This is a genomic window from Rhodococcus sp. FH8 (assembly GCF_019266085.1).
GTDB classification, from domain to species: domain Bacteria; phylum Actinomycetota; class Actinomycetes; order Mycobacteriales; family Mycobacteriaceae; genus Rhodococcus_F; species Rhodococcus_F qingshengii.
On sequence record NZ_LPNQ01000080.1, the window covers coordinates 336083 to 356022 of the forward strand.

At 61.0% G+C, this 19940-nt stretch carries 20 protein-coding genes and 1 pseudogene; 6 read left to right on the plus strand and 15 right to left on the minus strand.

Going from position 1 to position 19940, the window contains the following annotated elements; genetic code table 11:
* The first annotated feature begins 27 nt into the window (after positions 1–27).
* Together ATN38_RS28285 and ATN38_RS28290 are read left to right on the plus strand one after the other, a co-directional pair.
* Positions 28–699: a TetR/AcrR family transcriptional regulator gene (locus tag ATN38_RS28285; protein ID WP_003945807.1), complete on the plus strand. Its 672-nt coding sequence runs from the start codon at positions 28–30 to the stop codon at positions 697–699.
* Positions 700–710: 11 nt separating this feature from the next.
* A complete protein-coding gene (locus ATN38_RS28290; protein ID WP_003945727.1) occupies positions 711–1859 on the plus strand; it encodes an acetyl-CoA C-acetyltransferase in 1149 nt (382 codons plus the stop codon).
* Between the two features lie 54 nt (positions 1860–1913).
* Here ATN38_RS28290 and ATN38_RS28295 read toward each other — a convergent pair whose 3' ends face one another.
* Both ATN38_RS28295 and ATN38_RS28300 read right to left on the minus strand, forming a co-directional pair.
* Positions 1914–2231: a DUF4333 domain-containing protein gene (locus ATN38_RS28295; protein WP_020906277.1), complete on the minus strand. Its 318-nt coding sequence runs from the start codon at positions 2229–2231 to the stop codon at positions 1914–1916.
* A gap of 97 nt (positions 2232–2328) precedes the next feature.
* Positions 2329–3729 (minus strand): cytochrome P450, encoded by a 1401-nt coding sequence (locus ATN38_RS28300; RefSeq protein WP_007734205.1) that lies wholly within the window; start codon positions 3727–3729, stop codon positions 2329–2331.
* A gap of 96 nt (positions 3730–3825) precedes the next feature.
* Between ATN38_RS28300 and ATN38_RS28305 the strand changes: the two genes are divergently transcribed.
* Positions 3826–4413: a TetR/AcrR family transcriptional regulator gene (locus ATN38_RS28305; RefSeq protein WP_003945528.1), complete on the plus strand. Its 588-nt coding sequence runs from the start codon at positions 3826–3828 to the stop codon at positions 4411–4413.
* Between the two features lie 47 nt (positions 4414–4460).
* Here ATN38_RS28305 and ATN38_RS28310 read toward each other — a convergent pair whose 3' ends face one another.
* The gene (locus tag ATN38_RS28310; RefSeq protein WP_073512099.1) at positions 4461–5471 is read right to left on the minus strand and encodes an ABC transporter substrate-binding protein; all 1011 of its coding nucleotides are present in this window, start codon (positions 5469–5471) and stop codon (positions 4461–4463) included.
* 82 nt (positions 5472–5553) lie between these two features.
* The gene (locus ATN38_RS28315) at positions 5554–6432 is read right to left on the minus strand and encodes a bile acid:sodium symporter family protein (RefSeq protein ID WP_003945620.1); all 879 of its coding nucleotides are present in this window, start codon (positions 6430–6432) and stop codon (positions 5554–5556) included.
* Between the two features lie 132 nt (positions 6433–6564).
* Between ATN38_RS28315 and ATN38_RS28320 the strand changes: the two genes are divergently transcribed.
* From ATN38_RS28320 to ATN38_RS28330, 3 genes are read left to right on the plus strand one after another with little or no spacing between them, the layout of a single operon-like run.
* Complete coding sequence (locus ATN38_RS28320; protein WP_003945457.1) at positions 6565–6837, plus strand: DUF2277 domain-containing protein; 273 nt, start codon at positions 6565–6567, stop codon at positions 6835–6837.
* A gap of 5 nt (positions 6838–6842) precedes the next feature.
* Positions 6843–8264, plus strand: a complete 1422-nt coding sequence (locus tag ATN38_RS28325) for an alpha/beta hydrolase (RefSeq protein ID WP_007734212.1) — start codon at positions 6843–6845, stop codon at positions 8262–8264.
* 23 nt (positions 8265–8287) lie between these two features.
* A complete protein-coding gene (locus tag ATN38_RS28330; RefSeq protein WP_080961083.1) occupies positions 8288–8779 on the plus strand; it encodes an NUDIX domain-containing protein in 492 nt (163 codons plus the stop codon).
* Positions 8780–9163: 384 nt separating this feature from the next.
* Here the strand turns inward: ATN38_RS28330 and ATN38_RS28335 are convergent.
* From ATN38_RS28335 to ATN38_RS28385, 11 genes and pseudogenes are all read right to left on the minus strand, one after another.
* Positions 9164–9490 (minus strand): annotated as a pseudogene (locus ATN38_RS28335) (transglycosylase family protein); the annotation flags it as partial.
* Positions 9491–9974: 484 nt separating this feature from the next.
* Positions 9975–10880, minus strand: coding sequence for an oxygenase MpaB family protein (locus ATN38_RS28340; RefSeq protein ID WP_218749146.1), 906 nt, complete (start codon positions 10878–10880; stop codon positions 9975–9977).
* Between the two features lie 24 nt (positions 10881–10904).
* Positions 10905–11462 (minus strand): hypothetical protein, encoded by a 558-nt coding sequence (locus tag ATN38_RS28345; protein ID WP_047269603.1) that lies wholly within the window; start codon positions 11460–11462, stop codon positions 10905–10907.
* Positions 11449–12669 carry an MlaD family protein gene (locus tag ATN38_RS28350; RefSeq protein WP_218749148.1) on the minus strand — a complete coding sequence of 407 codons (1221 nt, stop codon included), beginning with the start codon at positions 12667–12669 and terminating at the stop codon, positions 11449–11451. The genes ATN38_RS28345 and ATN38_RS28350 overlap by 14 nt, the downstream gene beginning before the upstream one ends.
* Entirely contained in the window at positions 12666–13730 is a 1065-nt protein-coding gene (locus ATN38_RS28355; protein ID WP_054827260.1) for an MCE family protein, read from the minus strand. The genes ATN38_RS28350 and ATN38_RS28355 overlap by 4 nt, the downstream gene beginning before the upstream one ends.
* The gene (locus ATN38_RS28360; protein ID WP_003945762.1) at positions 13727–14824 is read right to left on the minus strand and encodes an MCE family protein; all 1098 of its coding nucleotides are present in this window, start codon (positions 14822–14824) and stop codon (positions 13727–13729) included. Before ATN38_RS28360 ends, ATN38_RS28355 begins: the two co-directional genes overlap by 4 nt.
* Positions 14821–15876 (minus strand): MCE family protein, encoded by a 1056-nt coding sequence (locus ATN38_RS28365; protein ID WP_007734231.1) that lies wholly within the window; start codon positions 15874–15876, stop codon positions 14821–14823. The genes ATN38_RS28360 and ATN38_RS28365 overlap by 4 nt, the downstream gene beginning before the upstream one ends.
* Positions 15876–16907, minus strand: a complete 1032-nt coding sequence (locus ATN38_RS28370) for an MCE family protein (RefSeq protein WP_042449469.1) — start codon at positions 16905–16907, stop codon at positions 15876–15878. The genes ATN38_RS28365 and ATN38_RS28370 overlap by 1 nt, the downstream gene beginning before the upstream one ends.
* Entirely contained in the window at positions 16904–18127 is a 1224-nt protein-coding gene (locus ATN38_RS28375) for an MCE family protein (protein ID WP_007734237.1), read from the minus strand. The genes ATN38_RS28370 and ATN38_RS28375 overlap by 4 nt, the downstream gene beginning before the upstream one ends.
* Before the next feature lie 3 nt (positions 18128–18130).
* Complete coding sequence (locus tag ATN38_RS28380; RefSeq protein WP_003945491.1) at positions 18131–18988, minus strand: ABC transporter permease; 858 nt, start codon at positions 18986–18988, stop codon at positions 18131–18133.
* Positions 18988–19797, minus strand: coding sequence for an ABC transporter permease (locus ATN38_RS28385; RefSeq protein WP_003945485.1), 810 nt, complete (start codon positions 19795–19797; stop codon positions 18988–18990). Before ATN38_RS28385 ends, ATN38_RS28380 begins: the two co-directional genes overlap by 1 nt.
* Positions 19798–19940: the final 143 nt, after the last annotated feature.

The window sequence follows — 19940 nt, forward strand, 5'->3', positions numbered from 1 at the left end:
GGGAAGGCCCTGGATAGGATTGAATACATGACGCCACCTCGAAATTCCGACGAATCAAACGGCAAGTCCGGGCGCCGCGACGAGCTGCTCGAGATCGCGGCGGGGCTCTTCGCCGATCGCGGAGTGCGCGCGACGACCGTCCGCGACATCGCCGACGCCGCCGGGATCCTGTCCGGCAGCCTGTATCACCATTTCGATTCCAAGGAGTCGATGGTCGACGAGATCCTGCACCAATTCCTCGACGAACTCTTCGGAAAATACCGCGAGATCGTCGCGGCGGGGTTGGACAGTCGCGCGACGCTCGAAGCGCTGGTCGTGACGTCGTACGAGGCCATCGACGCCTCACATTCGGCTGTGGCGATCTACCAGGACGAGGTCAAGCACCTCGTCGGGAACGAGCGCTTCGCTTACCTGGCCGAGCGCAACACCGAATTCCGGGACCTGTGGGTCGGCGTCCTCGAAGCCGGCGTCGCGGACGGGACCTTCCGCTCCGACATCGACGTCGAATTGGTCTTCCGCTTCATGCGCGACACCGTGTGGGTCGCGGTTCGCTGGTACCGCCCGGGTGGATCCCTCTCGGCGCACGCCGTCGCGGCTCAATATCTCGCGATCGTGCTCGACGGGCTCTCCGATCCGGCCACAACTTCAGACGCTATTGCTGAATCAACTTCAAGAACTATTGCTGCACAACGAAACTAGGAGCTAACGCTATGTCCGAGGTTTACATCGTCGACGCCATTCGCACACCGATCGGCAAGAGGGGCGGCGCGCTGTCCGGCGTGCACCCCATCGATCTCGGTGCGCACGTCGTCAAGGCACTGGTCGAGCGCACCGGTATCGACCCCAGTGACGTCGACGACGTGATCTTCGGTTGCGTCGACGCCATCGGCGGCCAGGCCGGCAACATCGCCCGTATGTCCTGGCTCGCAGCGGGATTCCCGGAGCACGTTCCCGGGGTGACCGTCGACCGTCAGTGCGGTTCGAGCCAGCAGGCAGTGCACTTCGGCGCTCAGGCCATCCTGTCGGGCACCGCGGATCTGATCGTTGCCGGCGGCGTTCAGAACATGAGCCAGATTCCGATCTCGGCAGCGATGATCGTCGGTCAGCAGTACGGATTCGACACGCCGACTTCGGGTTCGGTCGGTTGGACCGAGCGCTACGGTGACCAGGAAGTCTCGCAGTTCAAGGGCGCCGAAATGATCGCCGAGAAGTGGGACATCAGCCGCGAAGAGCTCGAGAAGTGGGCCCTGCAGAGCCATGAGCGCGCCAAGGCTGCAATCGCCGCGGGTCGCTTCGACAACGAGATCGTTGCCATGGGCGACGCGACCGTCGACGAAGGACCCCGCGAGACCAGCCTCGAAAAGATGGCGACGCTCAAGGTTCTCGTCGAAGACGGACGCATGACCGCGGCAGTGGCCAGCCAGATCTCCGACGGTGCGAGTGCGCTGCTGCTGGCGTCGGCGGAAGCGGTGGAGAAGTACAACCTCAAGCCCCGCGCCCGGATTCATCACCTCAGCGCACGCGGCGACGACCCGATCTTCATGCTCAGTGCGCCGATCCCGGCCACGAAGCATGCTCTCGCGAAGGCCGGCCTGAGCATCGAGGACATCGACATCGTCGAGATCAACGAAGCTTTCGCCCCGGTCGTCCTGGCCTGGATCAAGGAAATCGGCGCAGATCCGGCCAAGGTCAACGTCAACGGCGGCGCGATCGCACTCGGTCACCCGCTCGGCGCGACCGGCACCAAGCTGATGGCAACCCTGCTCAACGAACTCGAGCGCACCGGCGGTCGTTATGGCCTGCTGACCATCTGTGAAGGTGGCGGCACCGCGAACGCGACGATTATCGAGCGGCTCTGACGCCTTGCTGTGCGCCTTTATTAACCGCCGGCGGTTAATAAAGGCGCACAGCAGTTAGTTGTTCGGCACATCCGCAACCTTGATGTCGAAGTTCGCACTTTCACCGTCAACGCTGGTCACGGTAGCTGTGACGTCGTATTCGGTGCCCTGCTCGGTCAGGATGCACGTGATCGATGCGCCGACTTCGGCGTCGAGGTTCTCCGGACACGTCACGTCGTCGGGTGGCTCGCCGATCTTCTCGGCTAGTTGAGTGGAGATCTGACTTGCGACTTCGGACTTGTCCACTTGCGGCGTCCCGACGCTTGCCGAGCAAGCTCCCGTGGCCAATGCCGCCGAGAGTAAGACGATTCCCACTGCAGGCCTCTTTGTCATGTGAACTCCCAGGGTGCGCCGGTGCTCGCTGCTGCCACCTCAGGGATTACCGCATTCGGGACTGTTCAACCGAGTTGCGCGACGCAGTTTTGCGAGGTCAGCGTCGGCGGACCGTCAAGTTGAAGCCTTCGGGCATCAGGGTGAGCCGTTCGGCTACCTTCAACTCGTAGTCCGGATCGGCCTCGATCGTGTATTTCTGCAAGATGGTGCCCAACACGAGGACCGCTTCGTGAATGGCGAATTGTCTTCCGATGCAGGCGCGTTCACCCGTTCCGAATGGCTTGTACACGTGCGCCGGCCTGGCTTTGATGTTGGCAGGCAGGAAGCGATCCGGATCGAACGCCTCGGGATCGTTGCCCCACACCGGATCACGATGAAGTGACGGGATGAGCACGAGCATCCAATCGCCCTTCTTCATCGGATACTTGCCGACGAGCGTCGTGTCTTCGAGCGCCGCGCGCCCGTAGGCGGGAGCGGTCGGCCACAGACGCAATGATTCGTCGAGGACGCGTCGTACGTATCGAAGTTTCGCGATCTTCTCGAAGGCGGGCTCCTCGCCCTCCCATACCTTGTCGACCTCGGCTTGCGCCTTGGCCAGCACGTCAGGGTTTCGTGACAGGTAGTACAGCGCGAACGACAATGCGCCGGAGGTCGTTTCGTGTCCGGCGACGAGGAAGGTCACGACCTGATGGCGGATGTTCAGTTCGTCGATACGGTTGGGATCGTTCTCGCGTGCCGCCCGCAGCATCAGTTCGAGAAGATCTTCGGGCCCCGGTTCGGTACTTGTCCGCCGGGCACGGATCACTTCGTCCACAACCTCGGCCATGTACGCCTTGCGGACCTCGTCACGTTGATCGGCGCGACGTGCGAGCACTCGCCCGAGGGCGGTCGACTTCAGGAACGTCGTGCGCTGCGAATGGGAGAGTGCGCCGACCATTGCCTTGACGAACGGATGCTGTTCTTCACGTTCGAAGGAGTCGAACGAGTAGCTGAATCCAGTGCGTCCGATGGTCTCCAGCGTCAGCTTGGTCATGTCTGCGGAGACGTCGATGGGGGAGTCACTTTCACGACTGTCCCAATGGTCGACCAACTCGCCGGCTACGTCGAGCATGGTGCGGTGGTACGAGCGCATCGCAGTCTGGCTGAACGCCGGTGCCAGGAGATTGTGCGCCTTGCCCCAGTTGGGTTCGTGGTTGTACGCCGTGAACAGGCCGTCGCCGCCGATTCCGCGGAGTGCTTTGACTCCAGGTGCAAGGTGCTTCGCGAACCGGGACTCGTCGGACAGTTCTGCCACCATGTCCGCGCCCGAGGCGAAGACGAAGCGATTTCCCAGGACATTTCTCTCGAAGATCGGGCCGAGTTCGCGGCCGATGCTCACGGAGTTCTGCAGCGGTGTCCGGATATTGATCCCGAGAACGTCCCCGAGGACCGGCAGGCGCCACGCCGGATGCGGGATCCGAGCATCGGTCGTCGCCTCTGGAGTGGTGTCGACGCTCATTTTGTGTCCCCCGGGGTGAGATCGCTTACTGAATTGATGTCTAGTACGCAAAGTACGCCTTACTGAATCGGTGTCAAGTAGTAATCTGACTTGCCTATGGTCGCACCACGAAAACGCCTGGACCGAGAGCAGCGGCGCACGCAGTTGCTCGACATCGGCGCGCAACTTTTTGCCGATCGCTCGTACGAGGATGTGTGGATCGAAGAGGTCGCCGAGATTGCGGGCGTCTCGCGCGGGTTGATGTACCACTATTTTCCGACCAAGCGAGACTTCTTCGCCGCAATCGTCGAGCGCGAATCGCAGCACCTGCTCGAGGTGACCGCACCCGATGCGACGCTACCGGTGCGCGAACAGGTGGCAGCCGGGTTGGACGCCTACTTCGCGTACGTGAAGTCGCACAGCAGGGGAGTGCGCGCCATCAACGTCGGGACGCTGTCGGCCGAGGCCGGTATCCGGGCGATTGTCGAGCGCGAACTCGAACAGCAGCAGATTCGAATCCTCGATGCACTGGGATTCGAGGGCGAAAGAAGACAGCTCGCTGCCGTTGCAGTTCGGGGATGGATCGCGTTCGTCCGAGCTGTCTGCCTCGACTGGCTCGATCAACCTTCCATACCGCAGGAAGAGTTGAGAGTGATCTGTCTGCGGACCCTCTCCGGAGCGTTGGGCATCGACCTCGAAACGTGAAAAGCCGACCGCGCGGGAGCGGCCGGCATTTCCACGGACAAGGCTGATCAGTCGAGCGTCGAATAGAGATCGTCCCAGCCCTTGGCGACGTACATGTTGGTGTAGATGGACCCGTAGTACGTACTTCCTTGCAGAACGGTGACGTTCCCGGCCTGCACAGCCGGAAGTCGTTGCCACAACTTGTTGTCCGAGAGTTGATCGAAGGTGGTGTCACTGCTGTCGGTGACAGAAACCATGAACGCGTCGCAGTCTTGCAGACGATCCATCTCTTCGATGCTCAGTCGTCCCTGATTATCGAAACCGGTTGTGCTCAATGTTCTTCCGCCGATATCGGCGAGCGTCATGTCGGTGGGTTGACGATTCTTCTTACCCGTTTCCTCCGACACGGGCAGGCTGTCGATGTAGATCGTGGCCTTGTCCGGACTGTAGGACAAGCTTGCGACGGTTTTGCCCGCGATCGCCGAAGCGTGTCGAGTGCGAATGTCGGTGATCAGAGCGTCGTAATCGGTGATCAGGCGATCCATGGTGGGTGTTCGGCCCAGCCAATCGGAGAGCCGGGTCAGGTTCTCCCGCCACGTCTGCTTCGATTCGGTCGTCAGGACAGGAGCGATGGCTTGGAGCTTTGCAGCGGGCCAGTACTCGTTGTCGGCGTTGACGCAGATGATGAGATCGGGTGCGAGTCCGAGGATCTGCTCCAGATTGGGCTTGTCGCTGAGGTATTCGGCCGAGCCGTCGACGGGAACCCACTTGGTGACGGGCGAGATGTTGTATCCGAACACCGGTAGTTCCAGGGCAATGGCGAGCTCGAGGTCGGTTCGGGCGTCGACGGCCAAGACCCGCTTCGGGTTGGTAGGTATGTCGTAGGTCCCCAACGGCGTGGTGACGGTGCGCATTTGAGCGTCATCATCGGTACCTGAACCGTCGCTGGAACTGCAGGACGACAGAATAGTTGCGACTGCTGCCATCCCGGCTCCGATGCCGAATTGGCGACGGGTAAGTGCGTCGACTAGCTCTTGCCAGACGCGTTCGTCCGGCACGGTAGGTGTGTTGGTCAGCATTTTTTCGATACCCTTCGGTCTGAGTCCGTATCGATCGTAGGGTTGGCGATACCAGATCACCTATATCGAAAACCGCCTGATATTAGTCGATTTCGGCCATGGTCCGTGACTTTCGGGTGATGGCGGCGCCGAAGGCTGCAGCGAGCGGGAACATCAGAACGCCGTACACCGCGGCCGGCACTGCCAATTGCACGTTGTCGAGGAGACTGACGGCGATGGTGATCGCCAACGTGCTGTTGTGGATGCCGATTTCCATGGAACTGGCGATGGCCTGACGATCCTCGATGCCGAATATCCGGGGAACGACGTAACCGATCGAGAGGCTCAATAGGCAGAACAAGGCAGCGACGACGCCGATGTCGACGAGATAGTCCGCGATGTTCTCGCGCTCGGAAACAACCGTTCCGACGATCACCAGTGCCAGAACCACCGCGGATCCGATGCGGACGGGCTTGTCCATGCGCTCGGCAAAGGCGCTCGAGCGCAATCGAACCCACATTCCGAGGGCGACAGGAATCAGTACGACGGCAAAGACCTGAAGTACCTTCGTGAACTGCAGTCCGAGGGTGCCGTCCGCGTCCTCGGGTTCGAAGTAGCCCAACGCGAAGTTGGTGATGAGCGGAAGGGTGACCACCGCTATCACCGAATTGACCGCAGTGAGTGTCACATTGAGAGCGACATCGCCGCGGAACAGATGGCTGAACAGGTTTGCCGTGGTGCCGCCCGGTGATGCGGCGAGGAGCATCATGCCGACAGCGAGCAGTGGGTCGAGGTCGAACAACGTGACCAGACCGAAGGCCGCGGCCGGGAGCAACAACAACTGACAGATCAGGGCAATCGAGACGGCTTTCGGCGCTTTTGCCACGCGGGCAAAATCTCCGACCGTCAAGGAAAGCCCGAGGCCGAACATGATGATGGCGAGTGCGGCGGGTAGGCCGACGGAGGTGAGTGCAGAGTCCATGAGTTAGTGGCTACTTCCAGTCACTGGGGGAATTTCACTGAAACTACCGTGATGCCCGGATCTGCGTGGCAGTTTGGATACATTGATGTATCGAACCGTGACGGCGTCGGTGAGCAGGGTTATCGTCGAATTATGTGCCGAAACATCACTGAACTTCGTGGACTCGAGCCCGCTGCTACGCCGGAGGAGATCGAGGCGGCCTCTCGCCAATACGTACGTAAGGTGAGCGGAATAGCCAAGGTGTCCGACGCGAACCGAGACGCCTTCGAACAGGCGGTGCGTGAGGTGACCGAAACGACGACGCGCCTGCTCAGTGCGTTGCCGCCTCGCAGACAGCCACCTCAGACCGTCCCTCCGTTGCGTCGCCCGGAAGTACAGGCTCGGATCGCTGCTCGTTCGTCCTGACCCGAGTGGATCTCACAGATATCGACGTATGGGACGTCGAAGCCTTGGATCAACTGTCTGCTGGGTTGGAAGGCGTTCTGGTCGCTCACCGCGTTCGCGACATCCGTCGACGGCTGGATACGCTGCGCAAAGAGGCCGTCGCCGACGACTTGCATATTCGTCAGGATGGGACCGTCTCTGCTGTTGCGCCCATCGCCGACGGTCACCCGCTCCACGTGCACGCCCAGTTGCTCGAGGTCGCAGTTCGAGAACTGATCGGTGAGGCACTGCTGGTCAGCGCGGATCTTCATCATGCGTTGTCTCTGCGGTCTCAGGTCGGCACCGACCTCCGTGACAAAGCTGTGCGTGTGGGGGAGGAGTGGCGAGCGTTCAGCCCTGATCGGCAGCGTCAGATGTTGCGTCATGCACCAGGCCTGATCGCCAACCTCGACGGCATTCCTGCTGCGATTCGCAGCCCGGCCAACCTCGATCGAATTCAATCGGAACGAGCACGGCTGCAAGATGATTCAGTCCGAATATCGCAAGAACTTCACCGCGAGTTCTTCGGCGGCAGACTGAGTAACACCGGGGCGGGCCAGTGGTACGCCGAACGCAAACTCGAGGATCTGGACGCGCTCGACGAGTTGTTTCGCGCCGAACCTGATCGACGGTTACTGCTCATGGACATGCGCTCGGGCGAACGCGGCTTCGCTGCAATTGCGATCGGTGATCCGGACACAGCGGATCACATCTCCGTGACGATTCCCGGACTGAACACCAACGTCAAGGACTCGATGCGCGGAATGGTCGGCGAGGCAACGCGATTACGAGCCGAGGCGATGCGGCAGCTCGAACTGGCCGGCCGAAAGGAAAGCGTGGCCACCATCGCCTGGATCGGATACGACGCGCCACAGGTGATCGGGCCGGGAAAGTTCGACATCGGTCGGGCCAGCTTCGACGTCAGTCGATCGTCCAAGGCCGGCATAGCCGCCGACGCATTGGGCAGCTTTTTTCACGGTCTTCGTTCTGCGTCGGTCAACGACGGAGTCCATATCACCGCGTTGGGCCACTCCTACGGATCCCTCGCGACTTCTCTTGCGCTGCAACGCGGGGCAAGCGCAGCGGTCGACGACGTGGTGTTCTACGGTTCACCCGGGGTGCGAGCCAAGGTGGAGTCGGACCTCGGTATTGCCGACCGCCACGTCTACGTCATGAAAGCGGAAGGCGACAGTATCGCGGGGTTCGGCCGTTTCGGTGGCGATCCGACGCGCACCGAGTTCCATCGGTTGTCCACGGCCGAGGGGATCACCCCGGATGGAGTGAAACACGAGCGGGCGTTCGGGCATGCGGAGTACGCGAGGACAGGGGACAACGGAGAACTGCGGATGTCGGGATACAACCTCGCGGTTGTGGTTGCCGGACTGCCGGAGTTGGCCGTCATGGCCTGACCTGCTGACTTACAGTGGCACTCATGCGTCTGAGGCATTCGGCCAGGGGGTTGGTCGTTGACGACCAGTCCCGTCTTCTGCTTTACCGATTCATCGCGCCCGGGGGCGGGCTGACGGTCTGGTGTCCTCCGGGCGGAGGCTTGGAAGGAGACGAAACCCCGTCCGAGGCGCTCGCGCGCGAATTGGACGAGGAGATCGGCTTGCGCGACTACGGCGCAGCCACCCATGTGTGGCATGAGGAGATCCGTGACCCGGCGATATTGCCGGGTTGGGGTGGTGCGATCAACGACTACTTCCTCGTGCCGGTGGCGACCGCATTCGAGCCCTGTGGGTCGTTGGGGCGCGAAGCGCTGGCCGCCGAGCTGGTCGAGCACTTCGAGTGGTGGAGCGTTGACCGTCTCTTGTCACACAGTGGTCGAGAAGTGTTCGGGCCACGCGATTTACCCGACCGGTTTGCACGCCTGGTCAAGGATGGGCCATCGAGTGCGCCGGATCGATTTGTTCGGTCGCCGTGAGGGATGCGAGGTAGCGATTGAAAACGAACATTTCGGCATCGAAACACGGCTACGCTGGGGTTATGGAGCACTACGTGCGTAAGGACCCCATCCCGTACGCATCTACGGCTGCGCCGGTCAGTTCTCACAACCGGTTGGCGAGGGCGGCCCAAAAATTGTGGATGGCTCTCCGAGGGCTGATGCGTGATCGGAAGGCGAGTCAGTACACCTCGCTCGCTCCGCGTCATCCCGACGGATCACGTACCGCCGTAATGTCTTTCAACAGCAGCGGCGGAGGGGCCGGATCAGGCGGGGCATGAAGGTCGCTAGTGCGACGCTGCCCGGGGCCCGTCGAATTCTCGACGAACACCGGGCAGTGACGCACTACTCGAACTGGGGTCAGCGGAGGTACTGTCCGCACACCGGCCACGCGCCGGCGCCCTGACCGGCAAGGACGTTTTCAGCAACGCGGACCTGTTCTGCCTGGCTGGCGTTGGCGGCGCTGCCCGCTCCGCCGTAGGCCTCCCACGTGCTCTGGCTGAACTGGAGTCCGCCGTAGTAGCCGTTTCCGGTGTTCGCGGCCCAGTTGCCCGAAGATTCGCATTCTGCGACACCCGACCAGTCGTGGGTGGCTGCGGATGCGGTGCCTGCGCTCAATCCGAGGGCTCCGGCTGCGAGGGCTCCGGCTGCGGCGACAGAGGCAAGTGCACGGGTAACGGTGGTCTTGGTCATTTTCGGTAAATCCTCTCGAGTCCCGCCGACGGAGGACGGTGACCGTCTCAGCTCCGCTCCCACCACTAGGAATGTTGTCGAGTCCGAACCGCGGGGTGGGACGGGCGGTGGCGATTCGGTAATGCCCGGTTGATCGGGCTGTCACCAACCATAAGAGATGATTACGGATTGGTCACGGGTCGGCGTGTCGACACATGTTTGTGCAACAGAAATGCATCAAAGAGTGTTTTCCCAGGTCGCATGGCGATATGCCACCTCTCCCGGCGTTACATAAACGAGATAAAATGTGATGTAAGTCACCTGAAACGTGCCTCGACGGCGTCGATATGCGGCGAATGTGACACTCAATCAGCCCGGTTTGTCGGCTTTTCGACCCGGTTTTCAGTCGTGCTGGAACCCATGTCCAGCCGTGATCTGTTGTCGACCGACCGGCCCGATTTACCTGTAGGGCAGCAGAATTGACAACGAATAACGCGCCGCTGGCTCAGACGAGATTCTTGCTCGCCTTGATCCGGCGGCGAATGTCGCGCATCTGAATGGTGTTGCCGGCCTGACGAACGGAGCGTGGGATGAACCTGTGGACGAACGACACGAAAATGAAGAGGTGTTCGAACCGGCGGCGGTCGTCTTCGGTCCACTCGAGATCGAGTTGGTCGCGGTAGATCGGTGGAAGGAATCCGACCGTCAGGAACCGCAACAAGTTTCGGAACACCAGGCGTATCGGCCACGCGATCATCTGTAGGTTGACCAAGTCGATCAGGTACTGCTTGGTGCGTTCGTCGATGACGACGCGTTCGCAACCGAGGTTCCAGTAGCGCTCGAAGTCGGCACGTGTGGCCGGCCACATCTCTTCGGTGACCTGCAGCGTCGTTCCCAAAGTTGACGCGGACTTGTAGAACGACTCCGCCTGTTCTTCGGACATCTTGCCGTGCAGCAACTGATGACTGTCTTCGAAACCGATGAACAGGCATGCAGCAACCCATAATTGGAGTTCGCGATTGAAGGCGTTGTACTTGACCGGGCTGTTTGAATCCGACTTCACATGTCGGTGCACCGAGTTCACGGCCTCGCGGTAAGCCTTTCGCTCTTCCTCGTCACCCAGGATCGCGACCGTCAGGTACTGCGTCGTGGTTCGTGCACGCTTCCACGGATGCGCTGTCAGAGCACCCGATTCGACCTTGCTCTCCATGACGCCGTACGCCACCTCGGGCCAACCGAGTTGCAGGATGACGTTGGCAGCGGCTCCGGCGAACGACCAGAAATCGAGTGCGTCGGTGATGTGTGCGGGCTTACGTGCCCACCGTCTACGCTCGGCCGTGATGGTGATGCGTGTCTGATCGGTGCGAAGCGACGACTCGGACTTTTCCGAATCCAGGTAGTGAGTGGGCATGGATCTTCCTCCGCGTGTGGTGAGTTACTTGGTCTCGACGTTGCTCACGAGCCACCGGTCGCCCGAGCGGACCAGGGACACGACCATGCGGTACTTCTGTGTGTTTCCCTCTGGCGCTGCGACATTCTTGGCTTGTTGGTCGACGAACACGAGCACCTTGGCCGACGAATCGTCCAGTGATCCGATGCCGACGTCTGTCGCCGTCGCGCTCGCCTGGCCTTGGCCCCCGGCAACGACTTCCCTCAGGGAATCCACCATCGTTCGGTAGGTGCCGGCAAACTCGTCGGTCGACATCGAGGCGATGGTGTCCTTGTTGACATCGAGGTTCTGATAATCGAAGGAGGACATGATGGTTGAGTAATCCCGTGCGGTGTCCAAAGCCTCCTGCCGCAGCGTGTCTTCCTGATTCGCCGAGTACATCTGGAATCCGAGCACCGCCAATGCTGCGACCAGCGCTACCGCCATTAGTGAGATCAGTGCGTTGCGTGGCTCCTTCAGGCGGTGAAGTAGCGACGGAGAAGTCGGATGTTCGGCCACCTCGGCTTCTGTCTCGTCGAGTAGTGCGTTGTCACCGTGTGCCATTTCCCAGTCCTTCCAACATCAATCTCCAGTAGTTCAGGGCGTCGACTCCGGTCGGGACGAGAATCGGATCTGCGACGACGGGCGGTCCGATCGGAGTGCCCGGGACGGTCGAGTTCTGCAAACCGAGGTCGTTCGGACGCGGAGCATTCTGTGCTCCGCGTTGGACGAGGTCGTCGGCGGGGGGACAGTACATCGCCAGACTCGGACTGGTGGGAGACAGATCGCCGACCTCACGCCGAGGGGTGTCGTAGTTGCAGACCGGCCCCTGGGTCGCAACCAAGGCAAAGTCGGCGCGATCGCCTTTGACGATGGATGCCAGTTTGGCGAGACCTTCAGGAATCGTGACAAGTCCGGTTTCCAGGGCCTCTGTGCGGTCGGAGATGATCGGTGCGACAGTGACGAGATTGGCCAGGACCGCTCCGAAAGTGTTGTGGTACTTGTCGAACAACTGTTGAGCGCTGTTCAGGGCGGCGGGCGAATGATCGGTGAGGTAGATCAGCACCGGCGCATTGGATTCGAGTTGTTCGGTGAAGTTCTTGGCAGCTGCCATTCCCCGGACGAACGAATCCGATTGTGTCGCCATGGAGTCCACCAACGTGGAGGTTCGCGACAGCAGCGCAGCGAGTTCGGCCGACTGGTCGTTCAACTGCGCCGACATGGTCCCACCGTTGTCGATCATCGTCGCCAAGCTCGGGCCGAGCCCGTTGAACGAATTCCCCAGCTCGGTCCCGATGTCGCTGATCGCTTGTGGATCAATCCCTTCCAAGACACCGGACGCCTGAAGCATCAACTGGCTCATCTGGACCGGTTGCTGATCCGCGGGCATGGCGATCTCGTCGCCGTCCCTAAGATACGGGCCGTGGTCTGTGTTGGGGTAGATGTCGACATTCTGAATTCCGGCTGCGGTCCCCATCGTCACCTTGGCGACGCTGTCGGTAGGTATCTCGGTGTTGTCGTTGAGTGAGAGTTCCACCCGAGCCGTGCGGGTGCCTGCGTCGAGTTCGACTTCACTCACTTTCCCCACCTGTACGCCGCGATACGTGACGACCGTGCCCTTGGTCAGTCCGAAGGCGTCGGACATGTTGGCGTGCAGCAGGATTTGACCCCCGAAACCCTGAGGGCCGACCACGTAGACGATCCCGAAAGGGATGACCACAGCAGCGATCAGAGCGAACAGGACAAGTTGAACAAGCGCAAGGCGATTCAACGCAGACCTCCCTGAAGTAGATCGGTGAGAGTTCCCGCTGGTGCGATCGATTGACCGGCCATACCGCCGCTCCAGAGCTTGTCGATCGTTCCCGGAATATCCAGGGCGCCGTCGAAAACGAGGTAGTCGCCCTGCACTGCACCGGTGAAGTTTTCGAGCAACCCGTTCATGTTCGTCAGCGTCTGGCCGATCTCCGAGTTGAACGAATCCAGAGTCCCGACAACGGTCGACGCATCGTGCAGCATCGCGTCGAGGCCGTTGGGAGACGAGTCGAGAATGGTGTTTGCGTTGGTGGCGAGCTGAACGGTCGAGTTCAACAGGCTCGCAATCTGATCCTTCTGTCCCACGAGAATCGACACCACCTGTGGAACGGAATCGAGGTAGTTGTCGACAACTACGCGTTGGCCGGCCAGTTGGGAGGAGACCCGGGCAGCGAGGTCGACGGCCTCGTCGAACTCGCTGCGGTGACTGCTTGCCTCTGCCATGAGCGAGGTGAGGGTCTCGGTCAGAGAACGAACTTCACCGGAGCGCCCGGAAAACGCGGTGTTCAGCTCGCGCACCACGGTATCGAGTTGGTCGATGCCGCTTCCGGTCAGAACCGTGCCGAGGGTGGCAAGCGCACTTTCGACCTGCGGACCGATCTCGGTGCGAGACTCCGGAATTGTGTCTCCGTCGCTGAGCGTGGAGCCGGACGGAACTTCCGGCACCAAGAGTCTGATGAACGGATTGCCAAGTGCGGACGGGAGTTCGACGGAAGCTTCGACGTTGTCGGGCAATGGCGTCGCGGCGTCCAGACTCAGAGTCACATCGGCTCCGACGACATCGGCTGACAGCGCGGATACTCGACCGATGACTTTCTGGCCGCTGCGGACGTCTGCTCCCAACACCAGGCCGTCGGCGCCGGCCAGCTGCAGCGCCACGTTGTACGCGTCACCGTCGGCCGAACGACCCAGGGGTAGGTCTTGAATGCCTGCGCTACAGCCGCCGAAGGCGAGCACGGCCGCAGAACCCACACCGATGATCACGATACCGGCGATTATTCGAACCGATTGCCGCGTCAATTGCCACCTCCGGGGACGGCTCCGCCGGAAATCGCGGAGGCGATGCCGAGCGGATCAGAAGTGCTGAGGGGGAAGGAAATCGGATTCGTGAACCCGGCTCCGGTGCAGATCGGCAACTTGTAGGTGTCGCACAGCGGTTTCGCCACCGCGAACTGAGTCAATGCAGTCGAGACGTTGAGCCGAATGCGCCCGCGCTGATCAGGACCGATTGTCTGGGAGAGGTTCTGCATCATCAACGGCACCAGGTCCATGAACTCGGCGAGGCCGGGTTCTTTGGCAGCCAGAGTGTCACCGAGAACTCGCACGTTGTCGGCTATGGCACCGACATCATCGCCGTGAGTTGTCATGAAACTGTTCAACTGGTCGAAGACCACCTGCAGATCCTGCAGAGGCTGTGAGATGTCCATGTTCTGGCTCGCCCATTGATCACCCAGGACGCCGAGGTCGCCGACAAGTTCGTCGAGGCTGACCTGCCGTGCGTCCAGAGCATTCATCAAAGTGTTGAGATTGTCGACAAGGGCACCGATGTCTTCCGACCGAGCGCCGACAACTCCGGTTGCTGTGCTGAGGTTGCGAATTGCGGTGTTGAATTGATCGCCCTGGCCCTGCCACCCGGCGGCGCCGCGGCTCACGAGATCGCCGAGATTGCCCCCATCCCCGGCAAATGCGTCGGCCAAAGTGCTGACGCTTCCCATCAAGCCGTCGAAATCTATGGGGGAGTGGGCACGTTCGATCGGAATCTGGTCGCCGTCTTTCAGTGTCTCTCCGCCGGTGTACGCCGGGCCGAGTTCGATGTGTCGATCGCTGATCACCGATGGATTGAGGACATAGGCCGAGGCGTCGGCGGGCAGGTCCACGGAGTCGGGCATCGACATCGCTACTCGAACAGAAGTTCCGCGAGGTTCCACCGACGTGACCGTCCCGACGCCGACTCCGAGGACGGTGACCTTGCTTCCCTCGTAGATTCCGCCGACGTAGCTGAAATCGGCGTAGACGGTCTTGGACTGATCTGTTCGTCCGAATATGTACCAACCGGGCAGGGCGATCGCCAAGGTCACTACCAGCATGGCCGTGACGGCTTTTCGTGTATTCACTTGCAGCCCTCCATGATGCCGAGCGCGCAGAGCAGATTGTCCGGGATCACGGCCGCCGGCGCGTTGACGTCGGTCCAATTGCCGGTGCCGGTTGAATCGGTGACCGAACGCAGCGCGGAAGGAAGACGAGTCAACAGCAGGTCGATCTGATCTGCGTTGTTCTTCAGCGTGGTGGTGACCGCGACGAGGTTGTCGGTCATGGCTCCGAACTCGTCCTGACGATCGACGAAAGTGGTGGAGAGCTTCGAGATGATGATTGTCAGGTTGTCGACCAGCTGAGTCAGTGCGTCCTTGCGCATCGCAAGAGTTCGAACGATCGTCTGAGCATTGGCCGCAGTACCGACGATCGAATCGGTTTGTGCCGCAGCCATGTCCGACAGCTCACGAGACATGATGAGAATCTGGTCGATCTGTTCACTGTTCTGCGCGAAAGCCGCCGAGGCGCCGCTGATTCCGGCCAGAGCCCGGCCCACCTGATCGGAATCAGTGGGAATCACCTGCGAAAGGGTGTTCATCATGGACTCCATCGCCTGTAGGTCGACGCCTGTTGCCGCAGTGGTGGCATCACTGCTGACGTCGTCGAGGCTGTACGGCACGGTTGTGCGGGAGAGCGGGATGACCCGCGCCTCGGAGTCGTCGACCACTCCGGCCGGCACGATCTCCAGGTAGCGCTTGCCGAGGACCGTCTTGAGCCTGACCGTCGCCGTGCTCTGGTTTCCCAAAGGCTGGTCCTTGTCCAAGCGGAAGTTGACGACGACGTGGTCGCCGGCAAGGTCGATCGAATCCACTCGGCCCGCGGGAACCCCGGCCACGTAAACCGGATCGGTGTCGGAAAGCCCGCTGGCATTGGCTAACTCGGCTGTGTATGCCGACGTGCGTACGTTGTACCAGAGCTTCGGAATGCCCAAGGCGGCGCCGAGTCCCACCACCAGAACGAAGATTCCGAGACTGCCCAGGGCGAGAGCGGTGCCGCTACCGCTGCGACGGCGATCCCCTTTGAACAGGAAGAGCATGATGCCGACGAACACGTCGATCAGCTTGACCAGGAACATCATGAGCACACCGGCGAGTGTGTCGGACCGAAGATGTTGGCTTCCATGTCGCCTGCCTTCAGAGTGAAATTGCACAGATACAGGCTGATGAAACTTCCGTAACTTCCGATCCGGTTGGCGGCGTCGGCGAACTGGGGAAGGTTGACGAGAAGTCTGTTGAACTCGTCGGTGCTCGCAATCCAACTCCCGGTGACACTTTCGAGTTGTTGCACGGTCTGACCGAATGCACCGTTCGACCCGGCCATGATCTGAGCCAACGACGAGACAGTGCGGTTTCCCTGATCCAAGAGCGAGACCAGTTGATCGTTCTGCCCGACGACGGAAGTACTCAGATCGTTCAAACCGTCCAACAGGCCGACCAATTCGGGTTGACGCTCGTCGACGGAGGTGAGAAGAGTGTTCATGTTCGTGAGTAGTTGCGCGAAGACGTCCTGACGGTCGACCAGGCCGGAACTCATGGTCGCGATCTGGTCGAGCAGGGTGGTCATTGCCTGGCCCTGGCCGTTGAAGGTTTCGACAAAACTTCGCGTGAGCGTGTTGACCTGCTCGGGCTGCAGCGCGGCGAACAACGGTTTGAACCCGTTCATCAGGGCCGTCAAGTTGATCGGCGGTGTTGTCTGCGCCAGCGGTATCGTGTCACCTGGTTCGAGCTGTCGTGCGGATACCGTTGTTGCGCTGTCGTCCTGCGTCAGTGCCAGATATCGAGCACCGAGCATGTCGCCGTAGCGCACGGCGGCACGGACATCCGACTCGAGGGAATATCGCGACTCGATTTCGACGTCGACGATCGCCTTGCTCGTCCCGCCTCCGTTGTCGGCGAACGCAACCGAGTCCACGCGGCCGATACGCACACCCGACATGGTGACCGGGTTGCCCGGGTTGAGTCCTTCGACGTCGGTGAACTCGAACGAGTACGAATCGGTGCTTCCGCGAACCGGGACCGACAACGTGTTCGCCACGAACGACGCGCAGGCGACGCCGGTGAGACAGAAGAGTGACAACCGAATTACCTGGCCAGGACGGACCTTCACGGGACGGTCACCTCGTTACCTCTGACCATCGGCCCCAACATCAGTGTTGTTGCCGGGTTGGGGGTATCCGAGGGTTCCGGCGATCCGCCCAGTAGTTGATCTTCGAGGTACCGCAGGGGGGCCGCTTCGGCTACGCCGCCCACGACCGGGGCACTGACGGGTTGTTCAGGCGTCAGGTTGGAGCCCGAACACTGTGCTCCGCGCGAGTCACCGTACTGCGGGCAATCATCACCCGTGTATGGGAGCGGTTCGGCGAACGTGGCAACTGCTGTGATGTCGAACTTTCCGGTGGCGAAGACCCGAGCGCCCGCGGCGCCGAACGTACTGGCATTCGCGAGGGTGGAACGCAGTCCTCCGGGATTGGCCGCGGTGGTTGCGAGTATCTTTCCGGCGGAATCGATCACAGTGATGATGTTTCGGTTGTTCGCCCCGACAAAATCGTCGACGGTAGCGGCGAAGACTGCGGCCGCGCCGATCGAGGACTCGAGATTCGCTCTGTTGGCGACCATGTCGTTCGAGACAGTTGTGGCGGCTGCCAAGGTATCGAGAATGTCGGGGGTCGCACGGTCCAACGCGTCGACGACCGACTTGAATTCGGGTGTCGATTCGAGGAATTGGTGTGCGGCGGGTGTCAGTACGCCGGACGCGGCACTGAGATTGTCTATCGTGGTACCGATCTCGGCTCCGTTTCCGTCGAGCGCCTGGCCCAGCGCAGTCAGGGCTGTCTGCAACTTCTCGGGCTGCATCGCAGTGAGGACGCCCACCAACTTGGTGTACACGTCGTAGAGCGCAACGGCTTCGGGACCGTCGTCCATGTGGATCTCGTCTCCGTCCGCCAGAGTCGTCTGGCCCTGCTCATTCGGACTGTCCACGAGCTGCATGTAGATGTCGCCGAAGAACGTGCGTGGAACAACGCGAGCCACCACGTCAGCGGGAATCTTCGACGCGTCATCGGTCTGAATCTGCAACTGCACAACGGATTCGGCGGTTCCTGATTCGATTTCGCCGATTCGGCCGACGTTGACGCCGTGGTACCGAACCGGAGCTTCACCGCTGATGAGACCGGCTGTGGCTGGAACAGCGACGAAGATGTCGGTGCTCTGCTCGAGATTTCCCGAACCGCGTAGAACCATTGTCACGGCGGCGGCGACGGCTACGACTATGGCGATCGCGCCGCGAAGGGCGTACACGATCTTCGTGCGTGTAGTGAGTCTGTCCACGGCTCAGACCCCCATTCCCGGGATCTGGGGCACGAGGCCCCACAGCGCGAAAGTCATCAGTACGTCGAGGATTCCGATCGCGAGGATCGCAGTTCGGAGCGCGCGCCCGGCCGCTTGCCCGACGCCGGCCGGACCACCGGAGGCATAGTAGCCGTACGCGCAGTGAACCAGCGCGACAACAGCGGCGAACACCACGGCCTTGAGACCCGAGTACAGGAGATCCTGCGGAGAGATCGCCAGATGGAAGAAGTAGTCGTAAGTACCGGCCGATGCGCCGTTGAAGAACACGACGACCAGTCGGGTCGAGAGGTAACTGGCCAGGAGTCCGATCATGTAGATCGGGATGACACAGATCATGGCAGCGATCACCCGGGTACCCGCGAGGAAGGGGATCGATCGGATCGCCATCGAGTCCAGCGCGTCGATTTCGTCGGAGATACGCATGGCCCCGATCTGGGCGGTGAAACCCGTTCCGACCTTGGCGGCCAACGCGATCGCGACGACAACAGGGGCCAGTTCACGGGTGTTGGCAACCGCGGACAGCATGCCGGAGAGCGAGGTCATCCCGACAAGCTCGAGGCCCCGGTGGGTCTCGACGCCCAACATCATCGCCGCGGCCAGCGACATCGCGAAGACGATCCCGATGGTGCCGCCGCCGGACAACAAGGAATTCGTGCCGAAGCTGACCTCGCTGATCTGACCGAGTACATGCTTGCGGTACTTGGTGAGCGCAAAGGGGATCGATGCGATAGTGCGGACGTAGAAAGTGACGTGCTGACCGAGGGAGACGAGGCCGTCGCCCGCGGTTCGCAGGGGTCTGCTCGCTTGACGTGCTCGAACACGGAGATCGACGAGCGACATCAGAATTCACCGACTGCCGGGACGATTACGGTGTAGAGCGCGGACAACACTGTGTTCACGATGAAGACGAGCGCGAACGCGATGACCACGGCTTCGTTGACTGCGTCGGCAACGCCGCGTGGGCCACCTTTTGCATGTAGACCTTTGAAGGTGGCGACCAAAGTCGAAGCGATGCCGAAGACCGCAGCCTTCACCAAAGCCATGACGAAGTCGGAAGATCGCCCGTACTGACTGAACGTTGCCATGAACGTTCCGGCCGGAAGATGCTGGACGTAGATGTGGTACAGGTAGCACGCGATCACACCGCCGAAGGTGACCATCGAACATAGTGCAAGGGAGACGATCACTGCCGCAACCAATCTCGGTGCGACGAGGCGCTCGATCACGTCGATGCCCATCACTTCCATCGCGTCGATCTCTTCCCGGATCTTTCGTGAACCCAAATCCGTGCAGATCGCCGATCCTGCGACACCGGCCATCATCAACGCGCACACCAGCGCCGCGGCCTGACCGACGATGATGAAAGCTACGACAGCTCCGGAATATCCACCGGCTCCGATCCGGCCGGCCAGTTCACCGACCGAGACGGCGATGAATACACCGATCGGAATCATGAGAAGCAGCGACGGGCCGGTGCTGACGCGACCGATGAACAGGGTCTGAGTAACCGTCTCGTGCAATGAGAGTCGTCTGCGCAGGATTGCCGTGAACAGGCCGAAGAGTGCCTGAACCGAGAATCCGATCAGATAGCCCCCCTGTAACGCTACGTCTCGCACCGGGCCCTTCGCGGCTGGCAGCTCGTACGTCATCTAATTGAATTCCTTTGCAGATCAACAGTGTTCGGCACGGAGTTCGAACTGTTCGAGCGCTGGCGGTCGAGCGAACTGCCTGTGAAGCATCTCACACATATATGTGTCCAAGCAAGCATTATGTGAACCGAAATTCTCGTCGA